The 14,846-nt window shown below is 40.3% G+C and carries 13 protein-coding genes; 3 read left to right on the top strand and 10 right to left on the bottom strand.

The window, feature by feature from the left end; translation table 11 throughout:
• Positions 1-100 precede the first annotated feature (100 nt).
• A complete protein-coding gene (locus PAARA_RS02900) occupies positions 101-2,152 on the top strand; it encodes a TonB-dependent receptor (protein ID WP_062567580.1) in 2,052 nt (683 codons plus the stop codon).
• 36 nt (positions 2,153-2,188) lie between these two features.
• Here PAARA_RS02900 and PAARA_RS02895 read toward each other — a convergent pair whose 3' ends face one another.
• The 6 genes from PAARA_RS02895 to PAARA_RS02870 form a co-directional block, all read right to left on the bottom strand.
• Entirely contained in the window at positions 2,189-3,865 is a 1,677-nt protein-coding gene (locus PAARA_RS02895; protein ID WP_157066160.1) for a methyl-accepting chemotaxis protein, read from the bottom strand.
• A 134-nt stretch (positions 3,866-3,999) separates the two neighbouring features.
• Positions 4,000-4,992 carry a Gfo/Idh/MocA family protein gene (locus PAARA_RS02890; protein WP_062567578.1) on the bottom strand — a complete coding sequence of 331 codons (993 nt, stop codon included), beginning with the start codon at positions 4,990-4,992 and terminating at the stop codon, positions 4,000-4,002.
• 2 nt (positions 4,993-4,994) lie between these two features.
• Positions 4,995-5,795 (bottom strand): class I SAM-dependent methyltransferase, encoded by an 801-nt coding sequence (locus PAARA_RS02885; protein ID WP_062567577.1) that lies wholly within the window; start codon positions 5,793-5,795, stop codon positions 4,995-4,997.
• Between the two features lie 4 nt (positions 5,796-5,799).
• Positions 5,800-6,171 carry a hypothetical protein gene (locus PAARA_RS02880; RefSeq protein WP_062567576.1) on the bottom strand — a complete coding sequence of 124 codons (372 nt, stop codon included), beginning with the start codon at positions 6,169-6,171 and terminating at the stop codon, positions 5,800-5,802.
• Between the two features lie 54 nt (positions 6,172-6,225).
• Positions 6,226-6,645, bottom strand: a complete 420-nt coding sequence (locus tag PAARA_RS02875) for a DUF3429 domain-containing protein (RefSeq protein ID WP_062567575.1) — start codon at positions 6,643-6,645, stop codon at positions 6,226-6,228.
• Positions 6,646-6,745: 100 nt separating this feature from the next.
• Positions 6,746-8,278: an AMP-binding protein gene (locus tag PAARA_RS02870; protein WP_062567574.1), complete on the bottom strand. Its 1,533-nt coding sequence runs from the start codon at positions 8,276-8,278 to the stop codon at positions 6,746-6,748.
• Positions 8,279-8,919: 641 nt separating this feature from the next.
• Between PAARA_RS02870 and ahpC the strand changes: the two genes are divergently transcribed.
• Positions 8,920-9,489, top strand: coding sequence for an alkyl hydroperoxide reductase subunit C (gene ahpC, locus PAARA_RS02865; RefSeq protein ID WP_062567573.1), 570 nt, complete (start codon positions 8,920-8,922; stop codon positions 9,487-9,489).
• Positions 9,490-9,644: 155 nt separating this feature from the next.
• Positions 9,645-11,225 (top strand): alkyl hydroperoxide reductase subunit F, encoded by a 1,581-nt coding sequence (ahpF, locus tag PAARA_RS02860; RefSeq protein ID WP_062567572.1) that lies wholly within the window; start codon positions 9,645-9,647, stop codon positions 11,223-11,225.
• A gap of 102 nt (positions 11,226-11,327) precedes the next feature.
• Here the strand turns inward: ahpF and PAARA_RS02855 are convergent, their stop codons facing one another.
• From PAARA_RS02855 to PAARA_RS02840, 4 genes are all read right to left on the bottom strand, one after another.
• On the bottom strand, positions 11,328-11,798 hold the full coding sequence (locus PAARA_RS02855; protein WP_062567571.1) for a DM13 domain-containing protein: 471 nt from the start codon (positions 11,796-11,798) through the stop codon (positions 11,328-11,330).
• 5 nt (positions 11,799-11,803) lie between these two features.
• Positions 11,804-12,610 (bottom strand): substrate-binding periplasmic protein, encoded by an 807-nt coding sequence (locus PAARA_RS02850; RefSeq protein WP_062567570.1) that lies wholly within the window; start codon positions 12,608-12,610, stop codon positions 11,804-11,806.
• A gap of 37 nt (positions 12,611-12,647) precedes the next feature.
• Complete coding sequence (locus PAARA_RS02845) at positions 12,648-14,273, bottom strand: methyl-accepting chemotaxis protein (protein ID WP_062567569.1); 1,626 nt, start codon at positions 14,271-14,273, stop codon at positions 12,648-12,650.
• A 143-nt stretch (positions 14,274-14,416) separates the two neighbouring features.
• On the bottom strand, positions 14,417-14,770 hold the full coding sequence (locus tag PAARA_RS02840) for a hypothetical protein (protein ID WP_062567568.1): 354 nt from the start codon (positions 14,768-14,770) through the stop codon (positions 14,417-14,419).
• Positions 14,771-14,846: the final 76 nt, after the last annotated feature.

Here is a 14,846-nt window from a genome sequence, read left to right as displayed (position 1 = left end):
ACTCAATTGCAATAGCGTTTTTGTTGTGCTAGATTTTTCGCGCTTTTCTATTAGCTCAAACATTCATAAATACTAATAATCTCTTTTTGGGGAAAGAAAATTGGCCACTGCATTTAAATTAAACTCACTATCAGCTGTGATTACAGCTTCATTACTTGTTACTAATACAGCCGTATTAGCTGATGACGAAAGTAATCGAAAATCGATGGATACGATTGTTGTCACCGGTGAAAAAACTGAAAAATCATTGAAAGAAACCATGTCATCAGTTGCTGTTGTTGATACGTCATTAATTGAAAATGGTCAGCTTGCATCTATATCAGAAGCACTTTCAGAGATGGCTAATGTGGTTGTTTTAACTGGCGCAGTTCCGGATATGCGGGGTGTGTCTGGCAATGGCGGTGCAACAGGTTTTAACTCGTTTAGTGGTGGTTCGAAAGCGCGTGTCTCAACATTAATTGATGGGGTAAGCCAGCCCTTTGTTGCAGATCTTACGGGTGATACTGGTCTTTGGGATATGGAGCAGATCGAAGTATACCGAGGCCCGCAATCTACAAGCAATGGCCGAAATAGTATTGCTGGCGCGGTATACATGAAAACTAAAGCACCAACGCAAGAATTTGAGGGTGCAGTGCGCGTTGGTTATCGTAATCAAGATAATTATTTTGATACGGCCGCGGTTATATCGGGGGCACTCGTTGAAGATGTGTTAACATTTCGCTTATCAACGCAATATATTGATGGCGAGACTTTCTCTAACCCACCGGTGTACGACACAAACCCAACAGATCAAGAACTAAACAAGCTGGATACTAGTAGCACCCGTGCCAAGCTCCTTTATACCCCATTCGAGGATTTATCTGTACAACTAACCTATTCAACATACAACGAAGAGGGTAACGCTGGACGTAAATACTTTGAAGCTGCTGAGCCAACCGATTATATACCGCTATTTCAACGTATTCTGGATACTGAATCAGATACAACACAGGTCAATGTTGACTACAAAATTAATGAAAACTTCTCGCTGGATGTGCTCGTTGCCTATATGGATTACAAATGGGCATTTGATGCCTATGAGCCGCAACAAATTGCTGAATCAGATGTTTCGATGGATGAATCAAATGTAACCCTAGATACTAAATTAAACTTTGGCTTAAATAGTGATTTTTACTCAGGTTTTGTCGGGCTTGCTTATTTTGACCGTGATCAAGATTTTGAGAGTGTAGGGGCTACCTATTACTTCGGTGATGATAGCAGCAAATCAACGGCAATTTACGGTGAATCAAGCTTTAACTTGAATAGCCAACTTACTTTAACAGCAGGGCTGCGTATTGAGCGTGAAGAGCAAGTACGTAACTTCAATATGGCATTTCGCGGTGACATGCTTGTTGAGCAATTAGATGACTCGCATACTCTACGTTTACCTAAGCTTGCGCTGCAATACAAAATTACCGAAGAAACAACGTTATTTGCAAGTGCTCGCAGAGGTTACAACGCCGGTGGTGGCGCATTAGACTTTACTGCTGAAGATTATTACTACTACGATGAAGAGACGGTAAACACCTATGAAATTGGCTCCCGTAGTGTTTTAAATAATGGCGATCTAAATATTAGTGCTAATGTGTTTTATAACAACTTTAACGGTTATCAGGCACTGAGCGCGGCACGGAGAATTACTAATATTGAAGATGCACACAGCTACGGCTTAGAGCTTGAAGCATACAGTATGTTGGGCGACCAATGGCAATTACATGGTGGTTTAGGATTATTAAAAACTAAAATCGATGAATCGTCAGCATTTCCTGAAGCTGTGGATAATGACCTTAACTCAGCGCCAGAATTAACAGCAAGCTTAGGTTTATCGCATTGGTTTACAGACAGCCTAAAAGTTAATTTGAGCGCTAATTATGTTGATGAGTTTTATGGTGACTTAACAAACACAGAAGAGCGCGTTGCGGGCGATTATACCCTTACTCGTTTAACGATTACTTACGATACTGAGCAATGGTTGATGAGCGCATTTATTAATAATGCATTCGATGAGCAAGAGTACACAGCAAGAGAGCCTGCCAGTGGTCGTTACCCGCAAGGTTATGTGGGTGTTGTGAACCCACAAACTTTAGGGGCTTCAGTTACCTATCGATTTTAAATGGTATTAAACTAGTCACCCAGTCTCATTGGCTGGCTAGTTTAATTTGAAACGGTTTATTTGTGCATTTAAGCTACTGGCTAGCTTAGAAAGCTCACTTGATGAAACAGAAATTTTTTCAGTTTGCATTTGAGCTTCTTTACTTGTTTCTTGAACATCATTCAAACGCTGAGCAATATCTTCAGTGACTTGAGATTGCTGCTCAGAAGCCGACGCTATTGTTAAGTTTGCATCTGAAATTGAATGAGCTTGGGTACTTATTTCTTCAAGCATAAGCCCCACATTTTCAGAATTAACAACAGCTTCTTTGATCTGTGAATCGCTTGAGCGTATGCGATTTGTTACGGCATTACTCGCGGCTTGCAGCGAATCAATTTTATCTTGAATCTCAAGCGTCGAGCTTTGAGTTCGGCTCGCCAGTGTGCGCACTTCATCGGCTACAACGGCAAATCCTCTACCTTGTTCGCCGGCTCTAGCAGCTTCGATTGCAGCATTAAGGGCTAATAAATTAGTTTGTTCTGCAATGTTACTGATCACACTCAGAATTACGGTCACTTCTTTGACTGATGACTCTAAGTTATTGAGGTCATTCAATGATTGATTGAGTGTTGCGGCAACGGACTCAACAGACTTTATCCCTTTATCGACAATGGCTAAGCCTTCTTGCGTTTTGTTATTAGCAGCTGTTGCACTTTGCGCTGCTTCTGCACAGTTTTGCGATACTTCTTTCACAGCTGTGGAGTTTTCATAAACGGAGCTAGATATAACTTCGATAGCTTGGCTTTGTCTATCATTAAGTATTTTTGCTTGCTGAGATACGCTATCGAGGTTAGCTGCTGAAATCTGTGCTTGATCAGAAAGACTGTTAATCTCTTTTAAAAGGTTTGAAAGTTTATCAACCATCAAGTTAAAGCTGGCAGCAAGCTTACCAATTTCATCATTGCTGACATGGTCAATATAGCGTGATAAATCGCCTTGTGAAATTCGGTTTGCCTCACTAATCAGCCCTTGTGTGGCCTTAATCACTTTTTTCTCTAGCTGAATATAGCAAAGTATTAAAGTGCATATAATTGCAATAACAAAAGCAATGCTGATAATACTGAACGTTGAAACCTTATCATTGTTTTGTGTGACTTGTTCGGCACTTTTTCGCTCAATTGAAGACAAAAATGCACTGACAGGTTGTTGGATTTTGTCCACTTCAGCCATGTAATTTTCATCGGTAAGTAATGCGATAGCGTCAATCCATTGGCTTTTGTCTTTCTCACTGATTACATGAGGAACTTGCCCTACAAGGTGATCTACTAGAGCGAATGCCTGCTCTTCTGTTTTGACCAATTTTAGGGAAAGCTCGTTTGACTCTGCGAGTAATGCTAAATCAGATTTATCGACATTATAGGCTTGTAACCTTGCTAAATAGCTTTTCTTTTCGCCATTGAGCCAAGCTATATCTCCTTGTATTTGCCCAACCAGTTCAAAGTATTGTTGTTTATACTGGCTTTCCAGAGTAACAACATATTGCCGAGCAAGTTCTGTTAACTTGATAGAGTTAGACGACGATAATTTAGCGAGGTGACTTAATTGATACCTTTGTTGTGCTGCCTGTTGGCTGTCTGTTTGACCTGACTTTAGCATTAGGATAATGATTAATAGTCCAGCTGCTAGGGTAATCGTTGCTGCAAAAACAGCTCTTAATAAATACCTAATAGACAAAGGTAAACTCTCATTTATTTACAACGGTTATTATTAACCATAGTGCAAAAATAATGAGAGTAAACACGATCACAATAATAAAATATAATTTCAAACTTAATGCTTACTAAAAGCTATAAAGCCTAAATGAAAGTTTAGTTATATTTATCAGCAGGGTACACAACACCTAATTGAGCTCTTGCTTCATCAAGCACAGCCATAACCTGTTTTGATAAAGTATGTGTATTTACACTCGACTCAATCTGCCCTGCTTTTACTGCATTAATAAAGTGCTTCACTTCGTGGCGCATAAAGTGTTCATCAAATGGTTCTGAGAGCTCTTCAACCGTGCCATCATTACCAATAAACTGCATACGTCTTAATAGTGATACTGCTTCGATACGAATACGGCCTTTTTCACCTTGAATTTCAGTAAAATTATCACCTTGCGAGATTTTAGAGTAGCTGATCACCGCTTGTTTATCGGCGTAATTCAATAACACATCGCCAGCGCCATCAACACCCGTTTCAAGCAACACACCACTGGCTTTTACACTTTGAGGCGCGCCCCATAAAGCGAGTAAAATATACAGCGGATAGATACCTAAATCGACCAGTGCACCATTAGCAAATTCTGGCAAGAAAGTATTTGGCCGCTCGCCATTTTTATATTTATCGTAACGTGATGAGTATTGACTATATTGACCAATATATTTGCGCGGTACGCCAATTTTTGTGAGGGCATTTTTTAAGCGTGCAAAATTTGGTAAATGCGTGGTCATCATCGCTTCCATGTATAGGCGTTGATGGGTTTTTGCCGCTTGAATGATTGCCGCAAGCTCTTTGCTATTAGCAGCCGAAGGCTTTTCACCTAAAACGTGTTTACCGGCTTCTAAACACATGACAGCGTAGTGTTTGTGTAAGCTATTTGGTGCTGCTATATAGACAGCGTCTACCAATGGGTCTTGGCATACTTGCTCAATACTAGTGAACACTTTAGCGTCAGTAATGTCGTGTTTTGCAAGAAAAGCCTTGCCTGTTTGCTGCTCTCGAGAGCACACACCATATAAGGAGAAGTCTTCAATTTGTTTGGCTGCACTGAGTAGTGTGTCGCTTATAAAATTGGTACCGACAATCACAAAGTTCATATTTACTCCTCGTTGTTTTGTGCAAGCCATGCTTGCCAATCCTGTTCAAATTTTTCCATTTGCTTATGTTTTTTGCTTAACAAATGTTTGTCTTCATCTTCTTGTGCCATATAAGGACCAACGCGGCATAATGCACAGTGTTTATCACCTAAATAAGCAGGTAAAGCAAGCTTAGAGGCAATCTCGGTGTCCGTTTTTTCGCTAAAGACATAGGTAATGCCACTGGTGTCTTTAACGTGCTTATCGCGGTCAACATTGCGAATCTTATAGCCAGGGAACAGGTTAATATCAAATGGCATTTGCCCCAAGTATTGACAATCGAGCCCTTGATTTAAGCTGCCTTCAATATTCCATTCGCGATAGGGCTTTACATCCTTAGAGGTGATGTAACATAGCATTGGGCCGTTTTTATCTAATGCGAACTGGCTAGCGTAGTCTAAGTAGCGATGCAGTAAGGCACGGTTTAGCACATTCATACCACCGTGTTTTGTATTTGCTTTAAATGCGGCTTCACCTACAAATGCAGGTATAAGTGGAAATTGAAAAATAACCACATCGAAACATTCACCACCTAAGCGCTGCCACGACTTAGGTTTTGTTACATCGAACTCAGTGAGTGTTTGTATATTGAGTTGTTGCAAGGCGCTAAGTGCATTGTCGGCATATTTTTGTTCTACGGTTTTTGCATCATCATAGGTTGAAGCAACAAGCTTTTTGGGTTTTAAATGACTCGCTAAAGCATGCGAAAAAGACAAGTCACCATCGCCTACCGTTAAAATGCGCCAACTAGGGTTTAAAAACATGCTGTTATTTGCCTTGTTCTGGCGGTGTTTCAACTGCAATTTCAGGGCAAAGGGCTAAGCGAGTTTTTAAACCTTCAATGGCAATTTGCTTAAAGATTAAGTTAAAACTAATCAAAACGGCAATAACGATATGAATAGGACCATGCGTAAAGCCCGCATCTGTATCAAAAAGCATTAATCCGAATAGCAAAAACATGGTTGCTAAAAATATTTCAATCAGCTGATTTGAATATAGCTTTAAAGAACCTTGGTTTTTGTGGTCTTTTTTGATGTGAATCGCACAAAAAAATGGGATCACTTTAATTTTGAAGTGAGCACCTTTTTCAACGTAATTTTCGCCAAGGTGGTCTAGCTTGGCGCGTAGTTGATCTATCATAGCAAGTCCTTAAAAATCTGAGCCGCGGATGTTACCGCAAACGCAAGAAAAGGGCTACTCAGGATAGATGCTCATGCCAATCACAAATATATGACATACAAATACCACTGAGGTTAAAACGAATCGCATCTTTTGGTAATCAACATGATAGGTTTGCCACTGCGGTGAGCTTTTTTCGAATAAAAGCACTAACCAAAAACTCGCAGCGAGCCAAGTCAGTGTCCAAGTCGCTGGTAAAAAGCTTAAAAAGCCAATCGGTAAGATAGGGATAATGGCTTTAATGGCATCAGCATGCGTCTGTTGGCCAGCATGCCATAAGTTACCAGCCATAAAGGCTAAAATAGCAATGCTATAATAAGTGAAAAAGTCTAAGTTGACAGCATTACTCCCTGCTATGAGTGGCCAGCCTACGCAGCCTAAAAACGGCAGTAAACCTAAGTAACCGAGTTGAATGTGATTAATAAACTTTTCCATAATGACCTTAAAACCGCTTAAATTAAAAAAGCATACCTAACGGTATGCTTTTATCTTTTAACTATTTTATACCAGTTATGCGGCTAAAACGATCGCTTTGTTATTGGCGTAACTCACGACGTAAAATTTTGCCTACCGTTGACTTAGGCAGCTCCTCCATAAAAATGATTGATTTAGGCACTTTATAAGCACTTAAGTTTTCGCGGCAATAGTCACTCACTTGTTGCTCATCAATATGCTCTTTTAAGGTAATGTAGGCGCATACACGCTCACCGGTTTTTTCATCTTTCGCACCAATAACGGCCGCTTCGCAGATAGCAGGGTGCTGACACAGCACATTTTCAACTTCGTTAGGGTAAACATTAAAACCAGAGACAATAATCATGTCTTTTAGACGGTCTATAATCTTGTAATTACCACTTGGTAGTTTCAGACCTACATCACCGGTTTTGAAAAAACCATGTTTCATACATTTATCAGTCTCATCTTGGCGTTGCCAGTAACCCATCATCACCTGCGGACCTTTAACAACTATCTCGCCAGACTCACCGTCTGCAACGGGCTCGTCGTTTTCATCCCAAATTTCGACAGTGGTGTTCGATAGTGGGCGGCCAATACTACCAATTTCTTCTTTTTTAAAGTCGTTGAGTGTCGCAACAGGTGAGGTTTCTGATAAGCCATAGCCTTCAGTAATAGTGCAACCTGTGGTGCTCATCCATGCATCGGCAGCAGCATGTGTAAGGGCTGCGCCTGACACTGTCATTTTTAGATTCGAAAAATTCAGTGCCTTAAACCTTGGGTGCATACACAAACCAATAAATAAGGTGTTAATGCCTAAAAAGTAATTAATTTCAAACGGTTCGATTTGCTTTACTAAGGCATCTAAATCACGAGGGTTTGGAATCAGTACATTAAATTGCCCCATGGCAAACAGGCCAACCATATTCACAGTAAAGGCGTAAATATGATAAAGCGGTAGCGGGCAAATACCTGTTTCTACACCTAGCTTTAAAATGTCGTCAAAGCGCTCATTCATTTGCTCTGCATTGGCTAAAATATTGCCATGGCTTAGCATCGCAGCTTTGGCTATGCCTGTTGTACCACCCGTGTATTGTAAAACTGCAATATCATCGCGACTTGCATGATGAGCGTTGAGTGGTGCGAGTCTTTCACCTAGGCGAATGAGTTCATTTAACGAAAACTGACCTTCTTGCAGTGTCGGTTCAGCAACAGCGGCTGCAACAATAACTGTTTCTAGTGATGTGCCATCGATAATGGTGGCTAATTTGTCGGTGAGGGCATCAAGAATAACAACCGCTTTTACGCCTGCATCATTAAACTGGTGCAGCATTTCACGGGCAGTATAAAGTGGGTTGGTATTTACAACAATTAACCCTGCACGAAATGCTGCGTAGGTAACGATAGGGTAGTCAACAATATTAGGCAGTTGAATGGCGATTCGATCCCCTGTAACTAAGCCACTTAGTTGTTGAAACCACTGTGCTAAGTAACGAGATTGTTGTTCTACTTGGGCATAAGTGATTGTTTTATTATCACTATTATAAGCGGGGAGACTGGCATAAGTTTTACACGTATGCTCAATTAATTGCGCGAGATTATCATGTGTGTTCATGGGTATTCCTTAGCGTGTTGTTTTTATTAATTGTTGTTTGATGAGGCGATCCATTACAGAACCCATTATCCAACTAGGCAAATAACGGCTCATGATAGAGGTTAGTCTAGATTGTAAGCCTAGGATCACCATAGATTTTTGTCTATCCAAGCTGTGTAACATTTGCTTAGCGACTTAGACTGGGTGAAGGTTTGGGTATAAACTCTTATCGGTATTATTAATAGCAAATAGCTGTGCATTTCAAAGTTTGGGCTAACCACAATAACGAAATTGTGACCAGCCAAACTATGTATCAACGACAACAATAAACTACATTACCAACAAGCATTGGAGAGGCAGACCTTGGCATGGCAGACATTATTAATCATTAAGATTTTTTTAACGATCCATTACCCATTGATGCTGGATTCTGAGAATGGGTGTGGGTTTTACTAACTTTACACAGAAGTAACAAAGCTATTTATTATCTAACTATTTGAATTATTAATTATTTTTTATTTTTTTATAGTTTAATCTGAAAAATCAATCGTTTTAATCTAAACAATCAATTTTATTTTGTTCGCTCACACCTCTATTGTATTAATCAAGCAGACGCAAGGCTGCGTTAATTAAACTTTTTAAATACATCAATGAGGAAAAATATGAGCACTTCATTAATTAACACAAAATTACAACCATTCAATGCAACAGCTTACCACAATGGTGACTTTGTTGAGCTAACTGAAAAAGATGTGCTAGGTAAGTGGTCAATCTTCTTCTTCTACCCAGCAGATTTCACTTTCGTATGCCCTACAGAGCTTGGTGATGTTGCTGACTTTTATGAGCAACTGCAAGAAATGGGTGTTGAAGTTTACTCAGTATCAACTGACACGCACTTCACTCATAAAGCATGGCACGATACGTCTGACACAATTGGTAAAATCAAATTTCCAATGATTGGTGACCCTACAGGTCGCATTACACGTAACTTCGGTGTGATGATCGAAGACGAAGGTCTTGCTCTTCGCGGTACATTTGTAATGAACCCTGAAGGCGAAATCAAAGTAATCGAAACTCACGACTTAGGTATCGGCCGTAGCGCGAAAGAGTTAGTACGTAAAGTACAAGCTGCACAGTACATTGCTGACCACGATGGTGAAGTATGTCCTGCATCATGGCAGCCAGGTGAAGAGACACTTGCTCCTTCACTAGACCTAGTTGGCAAAATCTAATTTGCCATAGCATTAAACGATAGCAAAGTTTTGCTTTGCTATCCCAATGCAATCTTAATTGCCCATCACAACTCACATTAAGCACATTAGCGGGTGATGGGCAGTTATCCCTAAATTTATTCTAGATTATTTATTCTGAACTCAAGGGCTAAGCCATGTTAGATACGAATATCAAAAACCAATTAACAAGCCACTTTGCTTCTATTACCAGCCCTGTTGAGCTGCTTATCGCCTTGGATGACAGCAATAAATCAACAGAACTTAAAAGCTTAGCAAACGATTTAGCTTCGTTAAGCGACAAATTTTCGGTGCGAGATAACCCTAACCAAGACGTGCGTCGCCCGTCTATGGCGGTGTCTTCACCTATAAACAATACGCAAATTACATTTGCGGGTGTGCCGATGGGCCACGAATTCACCAGCTTGATCCTTGCACTTCTTCACACAGGTGGTCATCCAAGCAAGGCATCAGAGACTGAAATTGAACAAATTAAATCATTACCTGCGCCGCTTAACTTTGAAGTATATATTTCATTAAGTTGTCAAACATGCCCGCAAGTTGTGCAAGCACTTAACTTAATGGCGGCGCACAATGAAAATATTACGGCCACTATGATTGACGGCGCCTTGTTCCAAGACGAAGTGAACGAGCGTAATGTGTTAGCAGTACCCGCTGTTTACTTAAATGGCGAGTTATTTAGTCAAGGTGCTGTAAACCTGACCGACATTTTAAACAAAGTGGATACCAAAGCGGCTGCACGCCAAGCCGAAGCACTGAACGACAAAGCGTTATTCGATGTACTTGTTGTGGGTGGTGGTCCGGCAGGGGCTTCTGCGGCGATTTATTCAGCACGTAAAGGCTTGAACACAGGTGTGGTTGCTGAGCGTTTTGGTGGTCAGGTATCAGACACCTTAGCCATTGAAAACTTTATTTCAGTTAAAGCGACCGAAGGCCCTAAATTGGTTGCTCAACTTGAAGAGCATGTAAAAGAGTACGATGTTGATGTGATGCAAAACCAACGTGCGGCATCATTGACTAAGCAAGGTAATTATCAAATCACCCTAGACAATGGGGCGGTTTTAAATGCTAAGTCAGTGGTATTAGCAACGGGTGCGCGCTGGCGTGAAATGAACGTACCAGGTGAGAAAGAGTATCGCGGTCATGGCGTTGCTTATTGTCCTCACTGTGATGGTCCGTTATTTAAAGGTAAAGCTGTTGCGGTTATCGGTGGTGGTAACTCGGGTATTGAAGCTGCAATCGACCTTGCAAACATTGTTGAGCATGTCACCGTGCTGGAGTTTGCCGATACCTTACGTGCTGACGAAGTCCTTATTCGTAAAGCAAATAGTTTAAACAACATTACTATTATCAAAAATGCGCAAACGACAGAAGTTATTGGTGATGGTAAACGAGTAACAGGCTTAAGCTATATTGACCGCATCTCTGGCGATGAAAAATCACTTGGGCTTGCAGGAATCTTTGTGCAAATCGGCTTGGTGCCAAACACTGAATGGTTAAAAGATTCAGAGCTATCATTGACTCGCTTTGGTGAAATCGAGATTGATAGCAAGGGTGCAACATCATTACCGGGTGTTTATGCGGCAGGTGATGCCACAACAACGCCGTTTAAACAAATCATTATTGCGATGGGCAGTGGTGCAACGGCAAGTTTAGGTGCATTTGATTACTTAATTCGCCACAGCGATGAGACTCAAAGCACGGAAGATGCAGCTTAATTAGTTGTATTAATAATGACTCTTGATTAGGCAGCTTTACACCCATAGCTGCCGTTTTAAAGCCGCCCTCTCCAAAGGCGGCTTTGCTTTTTATTAATACAGCTATTGATACTGCGCTGCAGTAATAAATTCTTCAAAACTTTCACACCAAATAATCACCGTATTGTAATCAGAAATATTAATACTTTGCGGTATTTGCACTTTAAAACCATTAAACGAACGCACGGCTGCAACACGTTGCATGGTGCCTTTTTGTGCTAAGAAATCGGCTTCGTTATCAATAAAATTGCGCGATAAATACAATTGGTAATCAGGGCCAGGTGATAGCTCACCTTGCATTGAGATGGCATCATTCGTTAAGTAGACTGTGCCGTTTCCATAGTGAAAACGATCAGACCCCGCTAAGTTAGGTTTAAATTCACCACTGAATAAAGCACGGTTTTTGTGTTGCGTTAGGGTGCTTGAGCTAGGAGCGGGTGCTTCAGTCAAAATAGGTAAGCTGTATATGCCAGTGAAAAAACCGGCTGCAAAAATGATAATGACAGCTATCAACATCAGTAATTTTTTGAGCATTATTGTCACTCCATGTTAGTGAGAGTTATTGCGTGTCGCTGATTGAGCTTAAATTGCTTTTCTACATCACCAAAATACTGTATGTAGAGTGCTTCAAGCTCGCCCGATTTTGCGAGTTTTTGCATGCCTTGCTCAAGAAGATCTCTAACTTCAACGTTCTCTTTACTTAAATAAAAATAATAGTGACTTGGGTATTGCAGCATAATTTGTGGCGCAATAGCAAAATCAAATGATTGTAATTTGTTAAACTCTGACTCGATAGCCAACACCGAGCGGGGGAAGTAATCCCCAAGGCCCACTTCTAAGGCTTTGAGCATTCCTTGGTAGTCTAACTCGCCATTAACTTTCAATCCATTCGCTTTTAAAATAGTGTAATCAGACCAGCTTTGTTGCTGTAAACCTACAAATGGTTTTAGTTCGTTAAGGTGGGTAATGTGTTTGAAGGTTTCTTGGTCTTGTTTGCGAATAATTAATAAGCGTTTTCCATGCAGCCCTTTGTACAAGGGAATTGATGTTCTAATAAGCGCGTGAGGTTGTTCATTAGGCATTGATAACCATGCAAGAGTAATCGCCTTATTATGACTTAACTGCTCTATAATTCGCTTATTGTTCATGGGTTTAACGTTATACATTAAGGCGACATCAGCACCCATTACGGCAAAGCTTTTTTCTAAAATTGCATGGATATATTGGTTTTTAGTAGCATCGGTATAATTGGGTTTGGCGAGTTGAATAACAAGCCTTTCGTGAGCTGTGACTGAAAAGTTGAACAGAGCAAAATAAAAAATACACAATAAAATGGCTCTGTTCATGGCTATACTTTTGTTAAGATTACTAAATTATTTAAATTTACACTTTAAAAACATGTACTTGTTGCTGTAAGCGCGATGCTAATGAAGCCAATTCTTGGCTTGCTTGCGCATTTTGCTGAGAGCTTTCGCTTACCAATGAAATACTACTACTAAACTCGTTAATATTACAACTTAGTTCATTAGCGACAGTGGTTTGTTCATCGGTTGCAGTCGAAACCTGATTATTCATCTCAGCTATTTGGGCCATCTCTTGTGTTATTTCGGCTAAAAGTTGTGATGATCGTTCAGCATATTCAACACTTTGCTTTGCACTGTCATCTGCGTTCCCCATCGCACTAACAGCTTGTTGTGCCATAGATTGTAACTTAGTGATCATGTCATTGATACTTGCGGTTGCTTTTTGTGTATTGTGAGCTAATTGCCTTACCTCGTCAGCAACGACAGCAAAGCCTCGACCAGACTCACCGGCTCGTGCTGCTTCTATCGCTGCATTAAGAGCAAGTAAATTAGTTTGCTCAGCGACACCCTGAATCATCATAACAACTTGATTGATATCGGTTGATTGTGTGTTTAACTCATTGATAAGTTGGGTGTTGGCATTGACGATATGTGATAAATGATTGATTGCGTCAATATTCTCTTGCACCGACTTTTGTCCAAGCTTTGCAGTATGATCTGTGTGAGATGCTTTTTCTGATGTTGCCAATGCATTTGCCGCGACTTGTTCAATTGCACTACTCATTTGCGTAATGGCGGTCGCTATCATCGCAGACTGGTGCTCTTGTTCAGTGGCTGTGCTGGCAACTTGGTCGCTGATTGAGTTCATCTGTTCTGCCGCAGAAGAGAGAGTGAGCGTTGCGCTTGTTACATCGTTTACAAGGGCGTGAATGCGCTCCATCATGGCATTAAAATGGTGTGCGGCTTGCGCTATTTCGTCGCTGCCATGAGGCTGTGCGCGAAGTCGTAAGTCGGCATTTTCAGAGATGGAACCAATTGTTTCACTGAGCGAGAGTAGTGGATTATGAATCGAACGATAAATAATAAAGGCTATAAATAATAAGAGAATAATAAGTATTGTAATGGATGCTGTCATCGCAATACTGACTTGGCTAAAATCTTTGTCTGCAGACATTCTGAATTTACTTGCCTCAGTAATTTGCAAATCAATTAACCCTTGGTAGCTGGCACTTAGTGGATCAAATACATCATATAACTCTTTGACGAATGTATCTGAAGGGATTGCCTTAAACTCATCATTTTTAACTTGGTTCAATAAAGCCGTTAGTTTTTGTTGGACCACAGTTAAGCGCTTTTCTACAACGCTAACGAGCCGCGTCTCTTCCGTCGTAAGTTTTGTACTTAGGTAACTTTGCCATTTTCTATCAGCGATATTCTTTGCTTCAGTAACTGAAGTCAAAAACTCATTTTTAGCTATTTGATTCGCGCGGTATTTATGAAATAAATCAACAATATTAACTGCATAGTTGTCAGACACTGATTTTATCTGCTCAAGAGGGACGACCCTGTCATCATATAAGCTGTCTATCCCTTTGACCATATTCGACATTATAGACATTGCAAAAAATGAAGTGATCACAAAAACAGTAACCGGTAACAAAGCCAAAACGGCTAATCGCGTACGAACGGTGTAGTTATTTAACATGGTAGGAATACAAACTTTAATAAGGACGTATTATTAAAGCTAATAGAGAAATGTATTTAATCAAGTTTTTGCAATAGTAAATGTGAAAGTGGTTGAATCGACGGTGTACAAGATGGTGGTAACTAAAGCTTCAAGTACTAATTTTAGTTTTGAGCTTTAAGTTGCTTATTGCCTTCAATGTATAAAGTATCGCCATCCCAACCTTGAAAAATCGCGGGGTTAATGTGGTCTATGGCAGTACTTCCTCTAGGGGATAGTCTCATTCCTCCCTCATAAGCAATATCTCCGGATGCATAATATATTTTGGCAACGTATTCATCTGGCTCTAAATTTTTATTTTTTGCAATTAAGACAAATACGCCGCCATCCAAACCGCCCACCCAAAATGCTTTATTTGGTACTGCACTTGGTTTTTTCGGTACATCAAGGTCAATTTGTTGAGCATCGCAAGCACAGAGAAATAACATGGTTAATACTAAAAGCAGTATTTTTTTCATTTAATCTCTTCTAACCCTTCTATTTTTAGAGTTTTACTTTTTGGAACGTCATCTAATTAAGCCCCTTATATATGAT

This window comes from Pseudoalteromonas arabiensis, assembly GCF_001550155.1.
Lineage (GTDB): Bacteria > Pseudomonadota > Gammaproteobacteria > Enterobacterales > Alteromonadaceae > Pseudoalteromonas > Pseudoalteromonas arabiensis.
Note: the sequence above shows the minus strand (reverse complement) of the source record. Positions and strands in the feature narration are given on the sequence as shown.